The following is a 21823-nucleotide window of genomic DNA, read 5'->3' on the forward strand; positions in this document are numbered from 1 at the left end:
CGAGGCGGGGCGTGGCTAGGCTGCCGGTATGACCAAGTGGGAGTACCAGGTAGCGCCCGTCCTCAACCATGCGGCGACGCAGATCCTCAACAACTTCGGCCAGGACGGCTGGGAGCTCGTGGCCGTGATCCCGAGCCCGCAGGGCAACGACCTCGCCTACTTCAAGCGGCCGGTCGAGGGCTGATCGGCATGAGCGTGGAGGCGCGGCTCGCCGAGCTCGGGCTGACGGTTCCGGAGGTGGTTCCGCCGGTGGCGGCGTACGTCCCGGCGGTGCGGGTGGGCTCGCTGGTCCACACGGCCGGCCAGCTGCCGATGCGCGACGGCTCGCTGATCGCGACCGGCAAGGTCGGCGACGCGGTGACCCCCGAGGTCGCGACCGAGTGCGCGCGGCAGTGCGCGCTCAACGCGCTCGCGGCGATCAGGTCGGTCGTCGGGTCCCTGGAGCAGGTGCGGATCGTCAAGGTGGTCGCCTTCGTCGCGTCCACCACCGACTTCACCGGCCAGCCGGGGGTCGCGAACGGCGCGTCCAACCTGTTCGGGGACGTGTTCGGCGATGCGGGCGTGCACGCGCGCTCGGCCGTCGGCGTACCGGTGCTGCCGCTGGACGCTCCGGTCGAGGTCGAGGTCACCGCCGAGATCCTGGGCTAGTCGTGGCCCTCCCGATCCCGCTCCCGCCGGTGGCGCTGCCCGAGCACCTCGTCGGCCGCTACCAGGAGTACGTCGACGGCACCCGGGTCCCGGCCGAGCCGCGCAACGCGGCGACCGTGATCCTGCTGCGCGACGGTGCGGCCGAGCCCGAGGCGTACCTGCTGCGCCGCCAGCTGAGCATGGACTTCGCCGGCGGCATGGCGGTCTTCCCCGGCGGCGGCGTGGACGCGCGCGACCACGCGCTCGCGCCCGCACTGTGGGCCGGGCCGTCGGTCGCCGAGTGGGCCGCGCGGCTGGGCGTCGGCGAGTCCGACGCCGTCGCGCTGGTGTGCGCGGCGGTGCGCGAGACCTTCGAGGAGTCGGGGGTGCTGCTCGCCGGGGAGTCGGCCTCGAGCGTGGTTGCCGACACGACCGGCGAGGACTGGGAGGCCGACCGCGTCGCACTGGAGGCGCGGTCGCTGTCGCTGACCGACTTCCTCGAGCGCCGCGGCCTGGTGCTGCGCACCGACCTGCTCAGCGTGTGGTGGGCCTGGCTCACGCCGATCTTCGAGCCCAAGCGCTACGCGACCTGGTTCTTCGTGGCGCGGCTGCCCGAGGGGCAGCTGACCCGCGACGTGTCCTCGGAGTCCTCCGAGGTCGTCTGGCTGGGCGCGCGGGAGGCCATCGCGCGGGCCCACTCCGAGCAGCTGGCGATGCTGCCGCCGACGTACCTCACGCTGCTGGAGATCGCCCAGCACGCCTCGGTCGACGAGGTCCGTGCCGCTGCGCCGTCGTCGGTGGCGATGTTCATGCCCGAGTTGGAGGAGCGGGACGGCGGCTGGGGCCTGTCGATGCCCGAGCGCGTGCGGGCGCTGGTGGCGGAGCGCTCGCTGTGAGCGAGGCCTGGGAGGGTGGGACGTACGGCGAGCGCGGCCGCTGCGTCCTCGCCCCCAACCCGGGCATCATGACGCTCGACGGCACCAACACCTGGGTGCTGCGCGAGCCCGGGTCGTCCTCGTCGATCGTGGTCGACCCGGGGCCGCTCGACGACGCGCACCTCGACGCCGTCGCGGAGGTGTGCGGGACGGTCTCGGCCGTCGTCGTGACGCACCACCACCTCGACCACACCGAGGCGGCCCGGTCCTTCGCCGAGCGGATGAGCTGCGGGGTGCGGGCCCTGGACCCCCTCCAGTGCTGGCGGTCCGATCCCGTGGTCGACGGGGAGGTGCTCTCCGTGGGCGGGCTGGCGGTCGAGGTGATCACCACCCCGGGACACACCCGCGACTCGATCTCGCTCGTGCTGGACGCCGACCGCGCCCTGTTGACGGGCGACATGGTGCTGGGCCGGGGGACCACGGTGATCGTGCACCCGGACGGGGATCTCGGCGGCTACTTCGACTCCCTTGCCCGGATGCGGGCGCTGGTCACCGACGGACGGGTCTCGTCGCTGTGGCCCGCGCACGGGCCGGTGCTGGCCGACGCCGCCGGCGTGCTGGACCACTACAAGGTGCATCGCGAGCAGCGCCTGGCCCAGGTGTCCTCGGCGCTGTCGCGGCTCGGGGTGTCTGCGCTGCGGGCTGATGCGGCCGAGGATCCTCTGCTTCCGCGGCAGGTCGTCGAGATCGTGTACGCCGACGTCGACGAGTCGCTCTGGGGTGCGGCGGAGTGGTCGGTGCGGGCGCAGCTGGCGTACCTCGCTACCCGCTGACCCCTCGTTGGTTGAGTAGCCGCGAGCGCCAGCGAGCGGCGTATCGAAACCAACCCATCTCTCCTTCGGGGCTGGTGTCGGGCGGCCGCACCTTAGCCGTGCGCCTCCCGCCGTCAAGGACGCTCACTTCGTTCGCGCCGCTGCGCGGCGGCCTTCGGCCGTCCTTGACCGCGGGGCCCTGGCGCACGGCTGGACGGCGCGACAACGGCACGGGCTCCCCCCGCGCCGCCGCTCCGCGGCCGCCTTCAAGACACACTCTGACCTGGGAAAACTCTCGTCGAAAGTCTTCCACTGGCGTTCGAACAGATGTACTATAGACGGTAGTTGATCAGTCTGTCTCGGGGAGCATGTAGTGGTCGCAGGAACGGTGTCGTTGCACGCGATCCTCGCCTGCGCCCACGCTCTGCGGAACGAACTCTTGGCGGTCGCGGACATGCCGGCCGACTACCTCCGTGCTCGCGACAAAGCCGACTTGTTGACCGACCTGGCCAAGGTCAAGGCCCAGCTCGCCGAGCTCGAGCTCCGAGTGCTCGCCGCTGCCTCGGACGTGGCCGAGGAGCACGGCTCGCGTGACGCCGGCTGCTGGCTCGCCCACGCCACCCGCATCACCTCGGCCGCCACCCGCATCACCTCGGCCGCTGGCCGCGCCCAACTGCGGCTGGCCGAATCGCTCGAGGCTCACCCGCTCACCGCAACCGCCATGCGCGACGGACGGGTGAACGAGGCCCAGGCCCGGGTCATCATCCGCGCGGTCGACAAGCTCTCCGACGCCGTCGACGAGTCGGTGCGGGCCCAGGCCGAGGCGCACCTGATCGAGCTCGCCGCGATCTACGACCCCAAGGACCTTCAGGTCCTCGGCACCAAGATCCTCGAAGTCATCGCCCCCGAGATCGCCGAGGCCGAACTGGGCAAAGCCCTGGAACGTGAAGAACGGGCCGCACGGGACGAGGTCGCGATCCGCATCCGGAAGCGCGGCAACGGGATCACCCGCTGGATCTGCGACCTCCCCGACTCCGTCTCCGAACGAGCCCTCACCTACCTCGAAGCCCAAGACTCACCCCGCGTCACCCAAACCCGAGCCCGCAACAGGGGCGAGGCGCTCTGCCGACTCCTCGAACTGCTCGACCCCAAGAGGCTCCCCGACCACGGTGGGGATGCCACCACCATCATGGTCACCATCCCGTTCGAGGGCCTTCTGAGTGAGCTAGGGTCCGCGATGCTCGGCGAGATCCCGATCAGCGCCGGCGAGGCCCGCAGGCTGGCGTGTACCGCGAAGATCATCCCCGTCGTCCTCGGCGGCACGTCCGAACCGCTCGACCTCGGCAGAGCACGCCGACTGTTCCAACCACCCCAACGCAAGGCCATGCGACTACGCGACAAGCGCTGCCGTGCCGAGGGCTGCTCCATACCGGCTGCCTGGTGCGAGGCACATCATCTGAAGCCGTGGTCGGAGGGCGGGATGACCGACCTCGCCGACGGCGTACTGCTCTGCTCCCACCACCATCACCGAGCCCACGACACCCGGTACACGATGGCCAAGCTCGCGACCGGCGACTACCGCTTCCACCGCCGGACGTAGACCGAGTGCTCTCGGCGCATCAATGTGACGCCGGAGCGGCGATCGACCAGCCGGTAGCGCGGAGCTATGGGAGAAGCGGCTGAGATCGCCTCTCCCGCGGTGCAGTGTTCCTGGGTCGGATCACTCGCGTCATAGACCAGCCACTGCGGCGGCGTACGGGTGGGGAGCGAGCCGGGGGAGAGGCAGACCTCGCTCACCGTGGTGCGGGCTGCGAGCTGGGCCGCGAGCTGGTTCGACGCGGCGACGGTCGCTCCGTCGGGTATCTCGGCGAGGACAGCGCGTACGGCGCGCAGGTGGGCGTCGGTCCCCCACGTACTCGGCGACACGACGCTGTGCAGCGGGTGGGTGAAGAACGTGACGACGGTGACCGCACCGCCGACCCAGCACGCGCACCGCCGCGCCCGCGGCCCGACCGTGGGCGCCGCCTGGATCGCGGCGCCGAAGACCACCGGCATGAGGACCGCGCTGTAGTGGAAGTGCGTTCCCCAGTAGTGCGGGTTCGTGGCTGCGAAGCGCCAGCCTAGGGTCGGAAGTGCGACCACCAGCAGGGGAGACCGCGTAGCCAGGAAGCCGGTCGGCGCCAGCAGCAGAAGCACCGTCAGCCATTTGGTCGACGGCCAGGCCAACCCGGACGGATCCAGGCCGGTGTAGGCGAAGTGGCCCGCAGGGTTGATGGCCGGGAGGATCACGCAGATCTCGATCGCACTGGCGGCGAGCCCGAGCACGGCGAGTACCACGCCTCGCCGCCGCGGCCCTTGCCACGCGATGAAGGCGCCGATCGCTGCGACGGTCAGGCCGAGGTCCTCCTTCACCAGCACCAACGGGAGCGCCCAGAGCGCCGCCGCGGTCCAGCGCCGCTGCCCGAGCGCGCACACGGCGTACGCGACGAGAGGTACTCCGCACGCGACCTCGTGGAAGTCGAACCCGAGCAGCTCCGCGATGCCCCACGAGCCGCCGTAGGAGAGGCCGATCCACCAGGCGAAGCGGGCACCCACGTCGGTCCGTGCCCAGCGCATCAGGGGGACCACCGGGACTGCCGCCAGGGCGGCTTGGATCACCAGGAGCGTGACGGGTGACGGGAACACCCGGTAGAACGGGGCGATCAGGGCCAGGATCGGGTGGAAGTGGTCGCCGAGCGCGTTGAAGTGCGGTCCCTTGAGAGGCACGTACGGCGGCGTCAGGTCGGCGTACGACTTCACGACCTGGGTGAAGATGCCGAGGTCGAAGCCGGTCGCCTGTCCCTCGACGTACCGCCGGACGCTCAGCACGAGGTACGCCGTGAAGCAGCCTCCCGCCACGAGCAGGTCCGGCACAGCCGATCGGCGGAGCCGCTCCGGTGCTGCGGTGGGTGCTGCGGGCACGACTGTGGTCGTCATGGAGCTGGTGCCTCCGAGCGGCGAGGGGGCGGGCGTGGGCGCGCGGGACGGCCGGCGCGGCAGGGCCGCACCGGGTTCTCGCGATGGGTCGCTGCTCACTCACCTGTGAGTGAGCCGGATTCACTCACATGTGAGCGAGTGATCGCCGGCGTCGCCACCAGAGGGCGGCGCCGGCCAGGAGGAGGAGACCGATGCCGGCCCCGGCGAAGGGGGTGAGGTGATGGTGGTGGGTCGGCTCCGGCGGTACGGCCGGCCAGTTCGGAGTAGGTCCGGGCACCGTCAGGTTGTCAGCCGTCATCAGGTCCGTCGCGAGGGTGACAGTTGTCAGGCCGTCATCGACCTGCAAGAGTGTGCGGGCCCGCCCGGATGCTGTGGTGGGCACGAGTACGACCGCATGACCCAAGGGTGCGGATCGCAGGAGCACGCGTCCGTCGTTCAGCACGCCGGCGACCTCGGGAACTGTCACCGGCCCGGCACCGCCGCGCCATCCGCTGCCACGAAGCACCCGATCTCCTGGCAGTACGCGGATCCGCAGGCAGCAGCCGCGTGGCGGGTTCTCGGCAGCCACGACCTGTGATCCCCGCAGCCAGATCGCGCCGATCAGCGCTCCTGAAGGAAGCGTGAAGGTCTGCGGCGCTCGGCCCACGCCGTACAGCTTGTTGCCGGCGACCGAGATGAGAGTGCCGTCGTCGGTGACGGCGACCGGACGCGTCGGGTAGTGGTTGTTGTCGCTGTCGTTGACCACATTCACGGCCGTGTCGACGCCGGACGGCGCCACGATCACGTTGCGAAGACGACCCGCGGCCGGGCCATCGACGCGGTCCACCATGCCGATGTACGCCGCCGTCCTGACGGGCGCGTCGCCGGATCCATCGGTGGCGACGCCTTCCCATCCGACGAAGCGGCTGTTGGCGGACCATGCGAGGGACAGCACCCGCGCGAACCGTGCCTGATGCGTCGGGTCGATCCACGTGCCGTCGAGCACGGTCCTGCCCGTCGTGAGATCGACGACCCGGATCCCGCTGTTGAAGTTTCCCGTCTTCGGCGTGCCGTCATTGGCATCCGAGAACTCCCAGGCGAGGAGCTGCCCATCAGGGGAGAGCGCGAGCGCGCCGCCGCCCCAGCCAGGAAGCACGAGTTGGTGGTAGGTGCCAGTCTCGGCGTCGATCACCATCGGATCGCCGTACCCGTCGTTGAAGGCCGCTGCTGCGACCCCGACCTTGAGGTCGTCACTGGCAGGGACCGCGCCCAGCCAAGGAGCCACGTGCAGGTAGTCCGGCACCCCCTGTCGCTGCGCCGGTGCGGACGTGTCGGGATGGGGCGGGTGGTGCCCGTCGCCGAGCCGGCCGCCCGCAAGCGTCCCGATCACCACGCATCCGGCCGCGAGGACGGCGGCCGCGACGCGGCCGCGTGCGATCGCCCGCCGCCCGCGCCGATAAGTATCCGACGGCACCGACGCGATGGGTGCGTCCTCGGCCAGGCGGGCCAGCTGCTCGCGGAGCTCCTGACGGCTCATGACACGCCCTCCAGCAGGGTCTCGAGATGGGGCGCGACGACGCGGAGACGCGCCAGCGCCTCGCGGGTCGTCGACTTCACGGTGCCGGCGCCGATCCCGAGGATCCGCGCGGTCTCGACCTCGGTGAGGTCCTCGTAGAAGCGCAGCACCAGGACGGTGCGCTGGCGCGGGGTCAGCAGCCGGAGCGCGGCGTCCAGGCTCAGCCGGAGGTCGGGATCGGGGCAGGCGGCACCCGTGCGGTCGTCGTACGACGACAGCGGCACCTCGGCCACCCGGGACCGCGACCGCCGCCACCGGGAGATGTTCTGGTTGGCCATGATCCGGCGGACATAGGGCTCGGGGTCGCCGGCGATGCGGTGCCAGGCCCTCGCGGCCTGCAGCAGGGAGCTCTGGACCAGGTCCTCGGCGAGGTGCGCGTCGCCGGTCAGCAGGTAGGCGGTACGGGAGAGTGCTGGCGTGCGCGAGGCGACGTACTGCTCGAACGCCGCCCGAGATGCTTCACGAACCACAACGGCCCCCTCTCACCAGTGTCTACGCACCGGTGCAGGGGGCCGGGGGTGGCCGAGCGCCAGGAGATTCAGCGTGCTCGGCGCGCCATCCGCTCCATGTCCAGGATCACGACCGAGCGCGGCTCGAGCCGCAGCCAGCCGCGCGAGGCGAAGTCGGCCAGCGCCTTGTTGACCGTCTCGCGCGAGGCGCCGACCAGCTGGGCGAGCTCCTCCTGGGTGAGGTCGTGGTGGACGTGCACGCCGTCGTCGGCGGTGCGGCCGAAGCGCTCGGCGAGGTCCAGCAGCGCCTTGGCGACGCGGCCGGGGACGTCGGAGAAGACCAGGTCGGCGACGACGTCGTTGGCCTTGCGCAGCCGGCCGGCCAGCTGGGCGAGGAGCCCGCGGGCGACGGCGGGGCGGCCCTCGAGCCAGCGGAGCAGGTCCTCGTGGGACAGCGAGGCGAAGTCGGCGTCGGTCACGGCCGTCACGGTCGCGGAGCGCGGGCCCGGGTCGAAGAGCGACAGCTCGCCGAACATCTGGCCGGGGCCCATGATCGCGAGCAGGTTCTCCCGGCCGTCGGAGGAGGTGCGGCCGAGCTTGACCTTGCCCTCGAGCACGACGTAGAGCCGGTCGCCGGTGTCACCCTCGTGGAAGAGGACCTCGCCACGGCGCAGGTGGGTCTCGCCCATCGACGACCGCAGCGCGGTCATCGCCTCGTCGTCGAGAGCGCTGAACAGTGGCGCCTGACGGAGTACGTCGTTGTCCACGCTGCCTCCAAGTTCACGTCGACGACGCATCTCGGCCCCCCAATGAGGCCGACACACACGTCGTCTCGCCGAATCCTAGCCAGTGGCACACTTCACACCTAGTCCCTGGTGCGCGCCGGGAGCGTCGGCACCGCCCCGTAGGCTGGCCCGCGTGCGGCCGATCGACACCTCCGGGGAGACCACGACCCAGCTGGTGCGTCGGGCCCGCAAGATCGACCGGGTGCTCGCCGAGACCTACCCCGACGCCAAGGCCGAGCTCGACTTCGACGACGCCTTCCAATGCCTGGTCGTCACCGTCCTCTCGGCGCAGACCACCGACAAGCGGGTCAACCTGGTCCGGCCCACGCTCTTCGCCGCCTACCCGGATCCGGCCGCCATGGCCGCCGCCGATCGCGCCCACCTGGAGCAGATCGTCGGGCCCCTCGGTTTCTTCCGCGCCAAGACCGACAGCCTGCTCAAGCTGAGCGCCGCCCTGGTGGAGAGGTACGACGGCGAGGTGCCCGGCCGCCTCGAGGACCTCGTGACGCTGCCCGGGGTCGGCCGCAAGACCGCCAACGTGGTCCTCGGCAACGCCTTCGGCCTGCCCGGGATCACCGTCGACACGCACTTCGGCCGGCTCGCCCGCCGCCTGGGCTGGACCGACGAGACCGACCCGGTGAAGGTCGAGCACGCGATCGGCGCGCTGTTCCCGAAGCGGGACTGGACGATGCTCAGCCACCACCTCATCTGGCACGGCCGTCGTCGCTGCCACGCCAAGAAGCCCGCGTGCGGGGCGTGCCCGGTGGCCAAGTGGTGCCCGTCGTACGGCGCCGGCCCGACCGATCCTGTCGAGGCCGAGAAGCTGGTCCGCACCGAGGGACCGAACTGATGCGCCGCCCGCTCGCCGCGGCCGGCGTGGCCGCGCTCAGCGCGGCCGTCCTGCTGACCTCCTGTGACGCCAAGCAGGCGGTCGGGGCGTGCAACGTGAGCGTGAGCAGCGCCGACCTGGTGCAGTTCCGCCAGCAGGCGGGCATCGCCGACTGCACACCGAAGACGCTCGCCGTCGACCCGGCGGCGACCGCGTCGACGCTGCCGGACACCGACATCGGCTGCCTCGGGAGCACCTCCACGGTCGCGCTCGCCGACATCAAGGGCCCTGCCATCATCAACTTCTGGGCGTCGAACTGCGGCCCGTGCCGCAAGGAGATGCCGGCGCTCGCCGCCTTCGCCCAGCAGTACGCCGGACAGGTGAGCGTCGTGGGCGTCGACTACCTCGACACCTTCCCCGGGATGGCGCTCAAGCTGGCGCGCGACAGCGGGGTGACCTACCCGTCGCTGGCCGACCCGTGCGGTGACCTGCAGCGTTCGAGCATGGACCCGCCGAGCGCGCTGCCGACCTTCTACTTCGTGGCCGCCGACGGCACCGTGTCGACGCCGGTCGCCGGCGGCCTCGACTCGGTGCAGCAGGTGGTCGACCTCGCCGCGCAGCACGGCATCACCGTGACGAGCCCCGTGAAGCAGGGCGGATGAGCACGACCGACGGACCCCGGTGGCTGGGCCAGATCGCGGCCGGCGCCGCCCGGATCCAGGGCAGCGATCTCACGGCCTTCCTGCCGCCGGAGGGCAGCGATCCGCGCCGCGGTGCGGTGCTGATGCTGCTGGCGGAGGGGCCGGAGGGGCCCGACGTACTCCTCACCGAGCGGGCGCACGATATGCGCTCGCACCCGGGGCAGGTGTCCTTCCCGGGCGGCAGCATCGACCCGGGCGAGACCGCGGTCGAGGCGGCGCTGCGGGAGGCCGACGAGGAGGTCGGGCTCGACCCGGCCGCCGTCGAGGTGTTCGCGACCCTGCCCGAGCTGTGGCTGCCGCCGTCGAACTTCGCGGTGACGCCGGTGATCGGCTACTGGCGCGACCCCGTCGACCTCGTGGTCGTCTCGCCGGCCGAGGTGCACGCCATCCACCGGGTCTCCATCCGCGAGCTGGTCGACCCCGAGCACCGGATCCAGGTGCGGCACCCCGGCGGGTGGGTGGGCCCGGGCTTCCTGATCGGCGAGGACAAGGACGTCATCCTCTGGGGCTTCACCGGTGGCATCCTGACCAGGTTCCTGGACTTCATCGGCTGGCTGCCCCCGGTGGCCGACCCGCCGGTGCATGATCTCCCGGACTACATGCTGGCCGAATACGTTCGGCGTACGGGGGACTCATGAATCTGTTGGACTGGCTGCTGGTCCTGCTCGTCCTCGCCTACGCCCTCTCCGGCTACTGGCAGGGCTTCGTCACCGGCGCGTTCGCGACGGTCGGGCTGCTGACCGGCGGCCTGTTCGGCATCTGGCTCGCGCCGACGGTGCTGCGCAGCGCGAAGCCGTCGCTGCTGGTCTCGCTCGGCGCCCTGTTCATCGTCATCGTCAGCGCCTCGCTGGGCCAGGCCCTGATGCAGTACGTCGGCGCGAAGGTCCGCGACAAGATCACCTGGCGCCCCGCCCGGGTCCTCGACGCGCTCGGCGGCGCCGTCCTCAGCGCGCTGGCCGTGCTGCTGGTGGCGTGGGCCCTGGGCGTCGCGATCAGCGGCACCCGGATCGGCCCGGTCACCGGGCTGGTCCGCAACTCCGAGGTGCTCGCCCGGGTCAACAGCGCCCTTCCCGGCGCGGCCCCGAAGGCGCTGCAGGCGTTCAACAACGTGGTCGGGACCGGCTTCTTCCCGCGCTACCTCGAGCCGTTCGCGCCCGAGCAGATCACCAACGTCCCGCCCGGCCCGAAGGAGCTGCCCGGCTCCGCGAAGGTGCAGGCGACCCAGGCCAGCATCGTCAAGATCCGCGGCTCCAACTCGTGCGGCCGTGGCGTCGAGGGCAGCGGCTTCGTGTACGCCGAGAACCGCGTCATGACCAACGCGCACGTCGTCGCCGGCGTGCACGACCCCACGGTCCAGGTCGACGGCGAGACCGAGCTCGCCCGGGTCGTGCACTACGACCCCGAGCTCGACATCGCGATCCTCGACGTCGACACCCACGGGTCGACCGGGCTGCGGTTCGCGATCGGCTCCGACGCCGTGCAGGCGCAGGACCCCGTCGCGATCATCGGCTATCCCCAGGACGGCCCGTTCGACATCCAGACCGGCCGGGTGCGCGCCCAGCAGCGGCTGCGCTCCCCGGACATCTACGGCTCGGGCACGGTCCTGCGCGACGTCTACTCGCTGCGCGGGCTGGTGCGTCCCGGCAACTCCGGCGGCCCGATCGTCACGCCCGGCGGCAAGGTCGCCGGCGTGGTCTTCGCGGCCTCGGTCACCGACCCCGACACCGGCTACGCGCTGACCGCCGACCAGGTCCAGGACGCCGCGGCGCAGGGCCGGACCGACGACAGCGAGGTCGGCACGGGGGCCTGCGCGGGGTAGCGGGCAGCCGGCCCCGCTCAGCCGGGCAGCAGCACCGAGAACCGGCACCCGCCGACGTTGGCGAGGTTCTCGACCGCGACGCGGCCGGCGTGGGCCTCGACGATGCCCTTGACGATGGCCAGCCCCAGGCCGGCGCCCTGCCCGAGCGAGCTGTCGCCCGGCGTACGGGCATCGCTGCCCTGCCAGCCCAGGTCGAAGACCCGCTCGATCTCCTCGGCGCGCAGGCCGCCGCAGCCGTCGCTGACGCAGACCTCGACGCTGTCGCCGCGCTGACGGCCGATCACCTCGACCACGCCGTCGGCGGGGGTGTGCCGGATCGCGTTCATCAGCAGGTTCGAGAGGACCCGGGACAGGCCCGCCGGGTCGGCGGTGACCTCGAGCCCGGCGTCGACGGAGCCTCCGATCCGCACGTTGCGGGCCCGGGCCACCGGGTCGGCTCCCGCGATCGCCTCGCTGACCAGGTCGCCGACGGCGAGCGTGGTCGGGTTCAGCTTGAGCACCCCGGCGTGGATCCGGGACAGCTCGAAGAGGTCGTCGACCATCGAGGCCATCCGGTCGACCTCGGTGCGGATCTGCTGGTGGAACCGGGCCGGGTCGGCAGCCAGGCCGTCCTCGAGCGCCTCGGCCATCGCGCGGAGGCCGGCCAGTGGCGTGCGCAGGTCGTGCGACACCCAGGAGACCAGCTCGCGGCGCGCCTCCTCCAGGCGCAGCTCCCGCAGCCGCGCCTGCTCCAGCCGGCGCTGGGTCTCGGCGAGCTCCTCGGAGACCGCGCGCAGCTCGCGCGGGCCACCTCCGCCGCCGGCGCTGACCATCCCGGGACCCATGCCGCGGACCTGGGTCTGCAGCGCGGTCGACCAGCGGGCCAGCGGCCACCCGACCGCGAGCGCGACCGCCACCGCGACCACGGTCGCGACCGAGGACACGACGGTGACGACGAGCAGGTCGTGCGAGGACAGGAACATCAGCTGCGCGATGGCCAGCGTGCCGGCGTACGAGCCGAGGCCGGCGACGGCGACCAGCAGCACCACGTGCCAGCGCAGCGACCAGCCGCGGGTGAGCCAGGCGAACGCCAGCCCCACCGCGCCCACCACCACCGCGGCCAGCGCGGCGACCCAGACGATCTCCAGGAACGCGCTCAGGGTCATGCTCGGGGCTCCCATCGGTAGCCGACGCCCCACACCGTGAGCAGCCGGGTCGGGCGGGTCGGGTCGTCCTCGACCTTCTCCCGCAGGCGCCGGACGTGCACGGTGACCGTCGAGCGGTCGCCGATGGTCCAGCCCCACACGTGGTGCAGCAGGTCCTCGCGGGTGAACGCGGTGGACGGGTGCGCGACCAGGTAGCGCAGCAGGTCGAACTCGCGCACGGTCAGCGCGAGCGGCTCGCCGCCGAGGGTCGCGACGTGGCGTGCGCCGTCGATGACCAGGTCGCCGTCGGTGAGGTTCTCCTCGACGGCGGCGGGGGCGGCGGTACGCCGGAGCACGGAGTCGACCCGCAGCGCGAGCTCGCGCGGGCTGAACGGCTTGCCCACGTAGTCGTCCGCCCCGAGCTCGAGCCCCACCACGCGGTCGGCCTCGCTGCCCAGCGCGGTCAGCATGATGATCGGGACGTCGCGCTCGGCCCGCAGCCGGCGCGTCACCTCCAGGCCGTCCATGCCCGGGAGCATGAGGTCCAGCACCACCAGGTCCGAGGGCTGGTCGGACATCAGCTGCAGCGCCGACTCGCCGTCCGCGGCCTCGACGGTCTCGTGGTCGTGGGCGCGCAGGTACGTCGCCAGGACCTCGCGCACCGTCGCGTCGTCGTCGACGACCATCACCCTCGCCACCCGCGCGACCTCCTGAGTCGTCCCAGCACCGTCGCGACCGCGACGGCACCGATGATGCCCAGCGTGACCGCAAGCAGCCCGATCGGGTAGTCCCGGTCCAGCAGGGTGGTGTTCGGACCGCCCCGGTGGGAGCGCGTGAGGACCGCGAACCCGGCCAGTGCGACCGTCCCGGCCAGGGTCAGCGCGATGGCGGTGGCGCGGGCGAGCCCGCCGGGCAGCCGGCGCTGGACGAGCCAGCCGACCGCGAAGGCCAGGGGCGCGAGCACCCCGTCGTGGATCACCACCGCGGCGACGGCCCACTCGGCGACCTGCACCAGCTGGGTGACGGTCTGGTCGCGGACCAGCAGCCAGGCGGCGTACGCCATCACGAGCGCGCCGGCGGCGATCAGCAGGGCACGGGTGGTCCGCATCAGAGCACCTCGATCCGGGTGACCCACTTGGTCTGCAGGGCGCCCGGCCGGTCCGGCGCGATGAGCCGCGCGGGATAGCCGTGGTCGATGGACAGCGGCTCGCCGTCCAGGGCGAGTGCGAGCAGGGTGCGCGGGTCGTCGACGAAGTTCGCGGGCAGCGTGGTGACCCGGTCGGGGCCCTGCTGCTGCAGGGACGTCACCACGACAGCACGACCCTTCGGTGCTCCGACGTGGTCCAGCAATGTCCGCAGCGGTACGCCGGTCCACGACCCGTCCGCACTCCACCCCTCGACGCAGGCGATCGGGAGGGTGTGGGTCGACTGCGGGAGTGCGAGCAGCTCGGTGCGGGTGAAGGTGGCGGCAGCGCCGGCGTACTCGACCTTGCAGCGGAAGCCGTCGCCCAGCGCCGACGGGACGACGCCCGCCTCCGCCGCGGTGCGGTTGATCGGGATGCCGGAGCGGCGCGAGCGCGGGGAGAGCACGGCGATCCGGCTCAGGCCGGGGACGGTGCCGGCGGCGGAGCTGGCGGTGATCACCGCGACGCCGGCCGCGAGCCAGCCGGTCCGGATGACCGCGCGCCGGCCGACCACTCCGGCCGCGACCGCTTCGGGCCGGTCCAGGTTGACACTGTCAACATCGCTGGTGAGCGCCTCGCGGATCACCGGCAGCTTGACCGCGATGTGCACCAGGAGAGCCCCGATGACCGCCCAGGCGAGGGCGTAGTGGGTGGCGCGGAAGTCGAAGCGCCAGACGTACCACTGCGCGACGTTCATGACCCCGATCGCCAGCTCCAGCAGGGATCCTGCGACCAGCACGGCGATCGACCCGCGCTCCAGCAGGACCAGGGCGGCCTCGCGCAGGTGCCGCGGAGGCGCCTGGAACAGCCGCGGGTAGACCGCCCAGAGCTTGACCAGCAGCAGCGGGATCGCGGCGGTGCCGCTGACCACGTGCAGGGTCTGGGTGAGCTGGTAGCCCCAGCTCGGCGAGCTCGGGAACGGCACCGGCTGGTGATCGAGCTGGGCGTAGTGGCTGATCAGCCCGGTCACGAAGCAGACGCCGAAGCTGATGCCGACCCAGAGGCCAACGCGTGCGGCGACGGCCGGGCTGCGCAGCCGCGAGGTGAACGTGGGGATGGGCGCTCTCATCGTGCCTCCGTCAGTACGCCGACCCAGCGCCCGTGCGCCGAGCGGCGGTCGATCTCGATGAGCCCGGCGGCGGCGCCGAGCGCGGGAAGGTCGTCGGCGGACACGACCGCCCACGGGAACCGCTCGCTGTGCCCGCAGGGGCACTCCAGCCGGGCGTCGAAGTGGGCGGAGGGCTGGCCGGGGCCGGCGACCTCGACGACGACGCGGCCACCGGGCTGCAGCAGCCGGCGGGCGCGGGTGAGCAGCGCGACGGGGTCGCCGCCGATGCCGATGTTGCCGTCCGCGAGCAGCGCCGTCACCCAGCGGCCCTCGCCCGGCACCCGGGTGAAGACGTCGCGCTGCAGTGCGGCCGCGCCGCGGTCGACGGTCTGCCGCACGGCCTCGCCGACGATGTCGATGCCGAGCGTGACGTGACCGCGGGCCGCGAGCTCGGCGGCCATCCGGCCGGGACCGCAGCCGATGTCGAGGGTCGGCCCGACGCACAGCCGCAGCAGCAGCTCGTCGGCGCCGTCGCTGGCCCGGGTCCAGTCGGCGACGGGCAGCGGCATGCGATGGCGGCCGGGCGTCGAGAGGTAGCAGGTCTCGCCGCGCAGGGCGTGGCTGAACACCTCGCCCGCGGGCAGGGTCGCGGTCATCGCGGCACCAGCCCGTCGATGGCGTGCAGCGCCCGCGCGAAGCGGGTGGCGGGGGCCGCCGCAGCGATCCGGCGCGCCTCGGCCAGGTGGTCGGCGTCCTCGAGCAGCGGCGCGTCCACGACCCGCAGCCCACCCGCGTTCAGGGCGGTGAGGGTGTCGGCGTACGTCCTCGGACCGGACATGGGTACGCCGCGCAGCAAACCGCCGTGGCGCCCCGACCGGAGCGCCAGCGCCCACCAGCCACCGTCCGCGGCCGGGGCCAGCACGGCGTCGGCAGCGTCCAGGCCCTCGGCCAGGTCGTGCAGCAGCGCGGCCGTCAGCTGGGGCGTGTCCATCCCGACCTGCACGACCGGTCCCGTGACGCCCTCGTGGGCGTGGGCGAGCCGGTCGGCCAGGTCGCCGGCACACTGGGGGACGACGGTCCAGCCGGCCAGCGCGTCGAGCAGGTCCGCCGAGCGCCGGCCCTCGGCGAGCGATCCGTCCAGCGCGAGCCGGCAGCGATCCGCGCCGACGGCCGCCGTGCACGCATCGATCGTGTCCAGCAGGGCGGCCGCGGCGAGATCGGCGGCCAGGTCGAAGTCGCCGAGGTCCGCCGCGAGCCGGGTCTTCACCCGTCCGGCGACCGGCGCCTTGGCAAGCACCAGCAGGGTGGTCATGACTGGGCCGCCAGGACCCGGCCGAAGTCGCGGGCGGTGCGCAGCGTGCCGCGGACCGAGCCGGACACCTTCGACCTCGTACCGGCGGTGCGCGGCAGGTAGGCCACGTCCCGCTCGACGATCCGCCAGCCCGCGCGGGCCGCCCGGTCGAGCAGCTCCACCGGGTAGCCCATGCCACGGTCGGTCACCCCGAGGTCGAGCAGCATCTCCCGGCGTACGACGCGCAGCGGACCGATGTCGCCCACGTCCAGGCCCAGCCGCCGGCGCAGCAGCGCGAGCACCAGCCGGTTGCCTACCCGCGCGTGCCACGGCACCAGGCCCCGGCGTACCGGGACCCGCCGGCCCATGGCCAGGTCCGCCGCGCCGGACCGCACCAGCGCCACCAGCGGCGCGATGTCGTCGGGGTCGATGGAGCCGTCGCCGTCCATGACCACGACGATCGGCGCGGTCGCGGCCAGGACGCCGGCGTGGACGGCGGCGCCGTACCCCCGCCGGGGCTCGTGCACGACCAGCGCGCCGGCCGCCCGCGCGACGTCGGCGGTGTCGTCGGTGGAGCCGTTGTCGGCCACGATCACCCGCATCCCAGCGGGGATCCGCGGCAGCAGGGCCCGCAGGGACGGGCCCTCGTCGAGGCAGGGCAGGACCAGGTCGATCTCGTTCATGCGACGACCTCCCGCAGCTGAGCCGTCGCCAGCTCGCGCAGGCCGGCGTCCGGCGCGACGCGCGCCCGGAAGCCGAGCTCGCGCGCCGCGAGGTCGGGCGAGGCGACGACGTGGCGCACGTCGCCGAGCCGGTAGCCGCCGGTCGTCTCCGGCGTGATGCCCGCGGCCGCGCCGAGGATCCCGGCGACCTCGGCGATGGTGATCGGCGAGCCCGAGGCCACGTTGTACGCCGACAGCGAGCCGGGCGCGGCCGTCCTGACCGCCCCCACCGCGGTCAGGTTGGCCCGCGCCACGTCGGCGACGTGCACGAAGTCCCTGGTCTGACCGCCGTCCTCGAAGACCAGCGGCGCGAGACCGTGCTCGATCCGGGAGCGGAACATCGCCGCCACGCCGCAGTACGACGTGTCGCGCGGCATCCCCGGTCCGTAGACGTTGTGGTAGCGCAGCGCGATCACCCGGCTGCCGGTCGCGCGGGCCCAGGCGCCGGCGTAGTGCTCCTGCGCGACCTTGCCGGCGGCGTACCCGCTGCGCGGGCGGAGCGGCTGCTCCTCGCCGACCGGCAGCCAGGCGAGGTCGTCACCGCAGCGCGGGCAGGGGTTCTCGAAGTGGCCGGCCTCCAGTCGCTCCACTGACCGCGGGCCGGGCAGCTGCGGGCCGTGCGTGGCGCAGGCGTAGCGGCCCTCGCCGTACACGACCATCGAGGAGGCGAGGACCAGCCGGTCGATGCGGTGGGCCGCCATCGCGGCGAGCAGGGCGGCGGTGCCGACGTCGTTGTGGGAGGCGTACGCCGGCAGGTCGGCCGCCGACGCCTCGACCCCGACCATGCCGGCCTGGTGGCACACCACGTCGACACCGCGGAGGACCGCGTCCCAGGCCGGGTCGTCGGCGGCGCGGCGTACGTCGAGGCGGTGGGTGTCAGGCGGGAGGGCCGGCGCGGACCCATGCGCCTGGGGGAGGAGCAGGTCGACGGCGACGACCTCGTGGCCGTCGGCGAGCAGGTCGTCGCGGATCGCGGCCCCGATGAACCCGGCCGAGCCGGTCAGCAGCACCCTCATCGCGGCACCCCGTACGCGAGCTCCAGCCCGTCGGCCCACGTCGAGCACGTGCACCCCTCGGGATCGGGCAGCTCCTTCACCGTCGCGGTGAGGATCGCGCCGAGCCGTCCGAGGTTGGCGGCGAACATCGCGTAGACGTCCTGCTCGCCGACGCCGTCACCCGGGTCCACCCCGGCGTCGAGGTCGGTCACGACCGCGAGCGCGGCGTAGCAGAGCTGCATCTCCCGGGCCAGCACGGCCTCGGGGTGCCCGGTCATGTTGACGAGGTCCCAGCCCTGGTCGGCGTACCAGCGCGACTCGGCGCGGGTCGAGAACCGCGGGCCGTCGATGACGACCATGGTGCCGCCGTCGCGGATCGTGTCGCCGGTGTCGCGTCCCGCGCCGACGAGCGCGTCCGAGAGCCGGCGGCAGTAGGGATCGGCGAACGGGACGTGGGTCGCCCCGGTCTCGACGTAGGTCTGGACGCGCCCGGTGGTCCGGTCGACGAGCTGGTCGGGCACGACGAGGGAGCCCGGCGCGACCGTCGCCCGCAGGCTCCCCACCGCGCACGGCGCCAGCACCTGGCGCACCCCGAGGCTGCGCAGCGCCCACAGGTTCGCGCGGTGGTTGATCGCGTGCGGCGCGAGCGAGTGCCGTTCGCCGTGACGCGGCAGGAAGGCCACCGAGCGCCCGGCCACCGTCCCGATCTGCACCGGCCCCGACGGAGCGCCGTACGGCGTCCTGAGCTCGACCGGCTCGGCGTCGTCGAGCCAGCGGTAGAAGCCGGTGCCGCCGATCACCGCAACCGTCGCACGAGGTGTGTCCATGGCCTCAACGTGACAGCGGAACCCGCACGGGAACAGGGCTCCGGGCCATCCGTCACCGCCCTGTAAGAACTTCCTTACGGACCCCTTACGGTCTCGCCGCGGCCCTTCATCGACGGGTGCGATGCTGCGACGCTCGCAACCGTGCTGGATGTACGCCGACCGCCCACCCGGACCGCCGCGAGGACCCTGCTCGTGGGGGCCGTGGGCTGCCAGCTCGTCCTCACCGCGGCCCTGTACGCCGGCCCGCACGCCGGCCTCGACATCCCCAGGGCCGGGATCCTGCAGCCGCTGAACGCCGTGCCCTTCGCCGTCGCGATCCTCGCGCTCGCGCGGTCGGGGATCAGCCGGCGGACGACCGCGATCCTGGTTGTGGCGGTCACCGCCGCGCTGCAGCTGCTCGCCCTCGCCCAGCCGCCGCTCACCTCCAACGACGACCTGCGCTACCTCTGGGACGGCAAGGTCCAGCTGGCCGGCGTGGACCCGTACCGCTACGCGCCGGACGACCCGGCGCTGGCCGGGCTGCACGAGCCGGGGCTCTTCGCCGACCCCGGTCAGGACGGCTGCGCCCTGCCCATCGGCTGCGCGCTGCTCAACCGCCCGACCGTCCACACCGTCTACCCGCCGGTCGCCCAGGGTGCCTTCGACCTGATCCGCATCGTCACCTTCGGCGGCCACGCGGCGTACGACGGCCAGCAGGCCTTCCAGGTCGCGGCCGCGCTCGCGGTGGTGCTCCTGACGCTCCTGCTGCTGCGCCGATGTCGCCGCCGCGGTGACCCCGCGTGGTGGCCCGCGCTGTGGGGGTGGTGCCCCGTGGTCGTCTCCGAGCTGGGCAACAACGCGCACATCGACTGGGTCGCGATCCTGCTCTGCTACGCGGCTCTCGGCGCCTATGCGGCCGCCAGGCCGGTGTGGGCGGGCGCGCTGGTCGGTGCCGCGGTCGCGACCAAGATCTACCCGCTGCTGATCGGTCCGGCACTGCTGCGCCGACACCCGGCGAAGGTGGTCGCTGCCGCCGCGGCGGTCGGGATCGCCGGCTACCTGCCGCACGTGGCGGCGGTCGGGACGCAGGTGATCGGCTACCTGCCGGGCTACCTGCACGAGGAGGGCTACGCCAACGGCAACCGGCTGACGCTGGTGGGTCTCCTGGCGCCCCACCCGTTCGACTCCGTGCTCGGGGCGCTGCTCATGGCCGCTGCGGGCTGGTGGTGCTGGCGTCGTACCGACCCCGACCGGCCGGAGATCGCGGCGGTCTGGCTGGTGGGCGTCGGCTTCCTGGTCTTCACCCCCGGCTACGGCTGGTACGCCGCCCTGCTGGTCGCCCTCGTCGCGATGACCGGCCGCTGGTACTGGCTGCCCGTCGCCCTCGCGCCCACCTGCGCCTACCTCTACGCCCGCTCCGCGCCCGCCTCCGCCGCGATGTACGGCGCCGCCCTCGCCGGCTCGCTCGTGTGCTGGTGGGCCTGGCGCCGGGCGCACCCGGAGGACCCGCGCGGATGCGGCATGCTGGCGACATGAGCATCCGCTACGAGTACGCCGACGGCCTGGCCACCATCACCCTGGCCGACCCGTCGGGGGCGAACGCGCTCGGCCAGGAGGTCGGCGCCTCCCTGGTCTCCGCCGCGCTGCGCGCGCGTTCCGACCGCGCGCGCGTCATCGTGATCCGCGCCGAGGGCCGGTTCTTCTCCGTCGGCGGCGACCTGGGCGGGATGGGCTCGGCCGACGACCCGGGCGCCTTCGTGCTGGAGCTGGCCCAGGGCGCGCACCGGTTCATCACCGAGCTGATCACCAGCGACGCCATCGTCGTCAGCGCCGTGCAGGGCATGGCGGCCGGCATCGGCTTCCCGATCGCCGCTGCCGCCGACATCGTCGTGGCCTCCGAGAAGGCGTCGTTCAACCTGGCCTACGTGAAGGTCGGGCTGAGCCCCGACGGGGGCGCCAGCATGCTGGTCACCACCCTCGGGCTGCACCGGGTGCTCCGGCTGGCCCTGCTCGCCGAGACGTTCTCGGCGCAGGAGGCGGCCGACTGCGGGCTGGTCGCGCGCGTGGTCGCGGCCGAGGAGCTCGACGCCACCGTCGACGGCATCGTCCGGACCCTGCTCGCCGGCTCGCGTGACTCGCTCGCGGCCACCAAGCACCTGGTCCGCCGGGCTGCCGAGGCCGCTCCTCAGGAGGCGCTGCGCCGGGAGGCCGAGTCGATCAGCCGGCTCGCCGGTGGTCCCGACGGCCGCGAGGGCGTGGCGGCGTTCCTCGCGAAGCGGGCGCCCGACTTCAGCTGACCGCCTGCGCCGGCTCGCTCCGGGGTGCGTGCGACACCGGGCACCCGGCGCCGTACGGCGTGAAGGTGCCGAGGTCCTCCAGCCGGTGGCCGTCGGGGTAGGTCTTGAACCGCGGCATGTCGACGACGCGCTGCGCGGTGCGGCGCGACGGGGTGTGCCGCAGGATCCGCGCCCGTGCGCGCATCCCGGCATGCACGAGTCGTCGCACGCGCGGGCCGGGGTCGTCGTACCGGAACGCCTCGAGCAGCGGCGGGTCCATGAGGGCGCGGCTCATCGCGTTGACCGGGCGCCGGAGGATCGCCGGGTAGAAGGTGTCGAGCAGCTCCAGGGTGGAGTCGGCGACGTGCCGCCCGCCCTCGTCGTAGGCGAAGTGCGCGCGCTCGTAGTCGTCCATGAGGTGCATGAAGGCGTCGTAGGTCTCGGGGATGTCCTTGATGCCCATGTGCCGGCCGAGCGCGCGGTAGTAGTTGACCATCGCGCGCAGCTCGCCCTCGGTCAGGCGGCGCCAGCCGTAGGCGTCCAGCCACCGCTTCGGGACGACCACGAAGGTCGCCAGCACGTAGCGCAGGTCGTCGTTGCTGATGTCGTACATGTGGTGCATCTGGTTGATCCGCCGGATCGCCGCCTTGCCCTCGGGGCTGTCGAAGCCGTGGACGAAGGGCGCCTCGAGCAGCAGCCCGGTGTCGTCGTACCGCTTCTGGCAGGCGGTGGTGAAGGCGCCGGTCTCGTCGAGCAGCCGGCCGATGCTGGGCACGGCGTAGGTGCGGAACAGGGCGAAGCTCAGCGACTGGGTGATGTCCCAGGTGAACTCGTAGAGCGCCAGGTTCTGCACGATCTCGATGTAGTCGGTGTCCGGGTCGAGCGCCGCGTTGCGCTCCCGCCACAGCTTCTTCGCCATGCCTTCGAGCGTAGGCCCGCCCCGCCCGCA

25 protein-coding genes are annotated in these 21823 nt (G+C 73.0%); 11 read left to right on the forward strand and 14 right to left on the reverse strand.

From position 1 onward, the window contains the following. Positions 1 to 28 precede the first annotated feature (28 nt). From ACYU8V_RS12670 to ACYU8V_RS12690, 5 genes are all read left to right on the forward strand, one after another. Entirely contained in the window at positions 29 to 184 is a 156-nt protein-coding gene (locus ACYU8V_RS12670; protein ID WP_460847809.1) for a DUF4177 domain-containing protein, read from the forward strand. 5 nt (positions 185 to 189) lie between these two features. Beyond that, on the forward strand, positions 190 to 648 hold the full coding sequence (locus ACYU8V_RS12675) for a RidA family protein (RefSeq protein WP_460847810.1): 459 nt from the start codon (positions 190 to 192) through the stop codon (positions 646 to 648). A gap of 2 nt (positions 649 to 650) precedes the next feature. Further along, complete coding sequence (locus tag ACYU8V_RS12680) at positions 651 to 1523, forward strand: NUDIX hydrolase (RefSeq protein ID WP_460847811.1); 873 nt, start codon at positions 651 to 653, stop codon at positions 1521 to 1523. After that, entirely contained in the window at positions 1520 to 2335 is an 816-nt protein-coding gene (locus ACYU8V_RS12685) for an MBL fold metallo-hydrolase (protein WP_460847813.1), read from the forward strand. Before ACYU8V_RS12680 ends, ACYU8V_RS12685 begins: the two co-directional genes overlap by 4 nt. A gap of 472 nt (positions 2336 to 2807) precedes the next feature. After that, on the forward strand, positions 2808 to 3914 hold the full coding sequence (locus tag ACYU8V_RS12690) for an HNH endonuclease signature motif containing protein (protein WP_460847814.1): 1107 nt from the start codon (positions 2808 to 2810) through the stop codon (positions 3912 to 3914). On the opposite strand, the gene ACYU8V_RS12695 is transcribed toward ACYU8V_RS12690, so the two are convergent. The 4 genes from ACYU8V_RS12695 to ACYU8V_RS12710 form a co-directional block, all read right to left on the reverse strand. Beyond that, entirely contained in the window at positions 3890 to 5290 is a 1401-nt protein-coding gene (locus ACYU8V_RS12695) for a DUF2079 domain-containing protein (RefSeq protein WP_460847815.1), read from the reverse strand. The two genes, ACYU8V_RS12690 and ACYU8V_RS12695, sit on opposite strands and share 25 nt — an antisense overlap. Positions 5291 to 5414: 124 nt before the next feature. Next, positions 5415 to 6662 (reverse strand): hypothetical protein, encoded by a 1248-nt coding sequence (locus tag ACYU8V_RS12700; RefSeq protein ID WP_460847816.1) that lies wholly within the window; start codon positions 6660 to 6662, stop codon positions 5415 to 5417. A 140-nt stretch (positions 6663 to 6802) separates the two neighbouring features. Continuing rightward, positions 6803 to 7315 (reverse strand): SigE family RNA polymerase sigma factor, encoded by a 513-nt coding sequence (locus ACYU8V_RS12705; protein WP_460847817.1) that lies wholly within the window; start codon positions 7313 to 7315, stop codon positions 6803 to 6805. Positions 7316 to 7383: 68 nt separating this feature from the next. Further along, entirely contained in the window at positions 7384 to 8061 is a 678-nt protein-coding gene (locus ACYU8V_RS12710) for a Crp/Fnr family transcriptional regulator (RefSeq protein WP_460847819.1), read from the reverse strand. A 142-nt stretch (positions 8062 to 8203) separates the two neighbouring features. Between ACYU8V_RS12710 and nth the strand changes: the two genes are divergently transcribed. The 4 genes from nth to ACYU8V_RS12730 are packed head-to-tail and all read left to right on the forward strand — an operon-like array spanning position 8204 to position 11428. Next, the gene (gene nth / locus ACYU8V_RS12715) at positions 8204 to 8929 is read left to right on the forward strand and encodes an endonuclease III (protein ID WP_460847954.1); all 726 of its coding nucleotides are present in this window, start codon (positions 8204 to 8206) and stop codon (positions 8927 to 8929) included. Continuing rightward, a complete protein-coding gene (locus tag ACYU8V_RS12720) occupies positions 8929 to 9570 on the forward strand; it encodes a TlpA family protein disulfide reductase (RefSeq protein WP_460847821.1) in 642 nt (213 codons plus the stop codon). The genes nth and ACYU8V_RS12720 overlap by 1 nt, the downstream gene beginning before the upstream one ends. Continuing rightward, positions 9567 to 10247 carry an NUDIX hydrolase gene (locus tag ACYU8V_RS12725; protein ID WP_460847823.1) on the forward strand — a complete coding sequence of 227 codons (681 nt, stop codon included), beginning with the start codon at positions 9567 to 9569 and terminating at the stop codon, positions 10245 to 10247. Before ACYU8V_RS12720 ends, ACYU8V_RS12725 begins: the two co-directional genes overlap by 4 nt. Next, positions 10244 to 11428, forward strand: a complete 1185-nt coding sequence (locus tag ACYU8V_RS12730) for a MarP family serine protease (protein WP_460847825.1) — start codon at positions 10244 to 10246, stop codon at positions 11426 to 11428. Before ACYU8V_RS12725 ends, ACYU8V_RS12730 begins: the two co-directional genes overlap by 4 nt. 17 nt (positions 11429 to 11445) lie before the next feature. Here ACYU8V_RS12730 and ACYU8V_RS12735 read toward each other — a convergent pair whose 3' ends face one another. From ACYU8V_RS12735 to ACYU8V_RS12775, 9 genes are read right to left on the reverse strand one after another with little or no spacing between them, the layout of a single operon-like run. Further along, positions 11446 to 12573 (reverse strand): sensor histidine kinase, encoded by a 1128-nt coding sequence (locus tag ACYU8V_RS12735; protein WP_460847826.1) that lies wholly within the window; start codon positions 12571 to 12573, stop codon positions 11446 to 11448. After that, positions 12570 to 13250 carry a response regulator transcription factor gene (locus ACYU8V_RS12740; RefSeq protein ID WP_460847828.1) on the reverse strand — a complete coding sequence of 227 codons (681 nt, stop codon included), beginning with the start codon at positions 13248 to 13250 and terminating at the stop codon, positions 12570 to 12572. The genes ACYU8V_RS12735 and ACYU8V_RS12740 overlap by 4 nt, the downstream gene beginning before the upstream one ends. After that, positions 13238 to 13660 carry a hypothetical protein gene (locus ACYU8V_RS12745; protein WP_460847830.1) on the reverse strand — a complete coding sequence of 141 codons (423 nt, stop codon included), beginning with the start codon at positions 13658 to 13660 and terminating at the stop codon, positions 13238 to 13240. Before ACYU8V_RS12745 ends, ACYU8V_RS12740 begins: the two co-directional genes overlap by 13 nt. Next, positions 13660 to 14805, reverse strand: a complete 1146-nt coding sequence (locus tag ACYU8V_RS12750; protein WP_460847831.1) for a molybdopterin-dependent oxidoreductase — start codon at positions 14803 to 14805, stop codon at positions 13660 to 13662. Before ACYU8V_RS12750 ends, ACYU8V_RS12745 begins: the two co-directional genes overlap by 1 nt. Beyond that, positions 14802 to 15440: a class I SAM-dependent methyltransferase gene (locus tag ACYU8V_RS12755; protein ID WP_460847832.1), complete on the reverse strand. Its 639-nt coding sequence runs from the start codon at positions 15438 to 15440 to the stop codon at positions 14802 to 14804. Before ACYU8V_RS12755 ends, ACYU8V_RS12750 begins: the two co-directional genes overlap by 4 nt. Then, positions 15437 to 16096, reverse strand: a complete 660-nt coding sequence (locus ACYU8V_RS12760; RefSeq protein ID WP_460847833.1) for a TIGR04282 family arsenosugar biosynthesis glycosyltransferase — start codon at positions 16094 to 16096, stop codon at positions 15437 to 15439. The genes ACYU8V_RS12755 and ACYU8V_RS12760 overlap by 4 nt, the downstream gene beginning before the upstream one ends. Next, entirely contained in the window at positions 16093 to 16758 is a 666-nt protein-coding gene (locus ACYU8V_RS12765; RefSeq protein WP_460847835.1) for a glycosyltransferase family 2 protein, read from the reverse strand. The genes ACYU8V_RS12760 and ACYU8V_RS12765 overlap by 4 nt, the downstream gene beginning before the upstream one ends. Beyond that, entirely contained in the window at positions 16755 to 17813 is a 1059-nt protein-coding gene (locus ACYU8V_RS12770; protein WP_460847836.1) for an NAD-dependent epimerase/dehydratase family protein, read from the reverse strand. Before ACYU8V_RS12770 ends, ACYU8V_RS12765 begins: the two co-directional genes overlap by 4 nt. Next, on the reverse strand, positions 17810 to 18619 hold the full coding sequence (locus tag ACYU8V_RS12775) for an S-methyl-5'-thioadenosine phosphorylase (protein ID WP_460847837.1): 810 nt from the start codon (positions 18617 to 18619) through the stop codon (positions 17810 to 17812). Before ACYU8V_RS12775 ends, ACYU8V_RS12770 begins: the two co-directional genes overlap by 4 nt. Before the next feature lie 141 nt (positions 18620 to 18760). On the opposite strand from ACYU8V_RS12775, the gene ACYU8V_RS12780 reads away from it, so the two are divergent. Further along, positions 18761 to 20134: a glycosyltransferase 87 family protein gene (locus tag ACYU8V_RS12780; protein WP_460847838.1), complete on the forward strand. Its 1374-nt coding sequence runs from the start codon at positions 18761 to 18763 to the stop codon at positions 20132 to 20134. Then, positions 20131 to 20895, forward strand: coding sequence for an enoyl-CoA hydratase/isomerase family protein (locus ACYU8V_RS12785; RefSeq protein WP_460847840.1), 765 nt, complete (start codon positions 20131 to 20133; stop codon positions 20893 to 20895). Before ACYU8V_RS12780 ends, ACYU8V_RS12785 begins: the two co-directional genes overlap by 4 nt. Here ACYU8V_RS12785 and ACYU8V_RS12790 read toward each other — a convergent pair. Next, positions 20888 to 21793: an oxygenase MpaB family protein gene (locus ACYU8V_RS12790; protein WP_460847841.1), complete on the reverse strand. Its 906-nt coding sequence runs from the start codon at positions 21791 to 21793 to the stop codon at positions 20888 to 20890. The genes ACYU8V_RS12785 and ACYU8V_RS12790 overlap by 8 nt on opposite strands. Positions 21794 to 21823: the final 30 nt, after the last annotated feature.

This window comes from Nocardioides ultimimeridianus, from assembly GCF_054777895.1.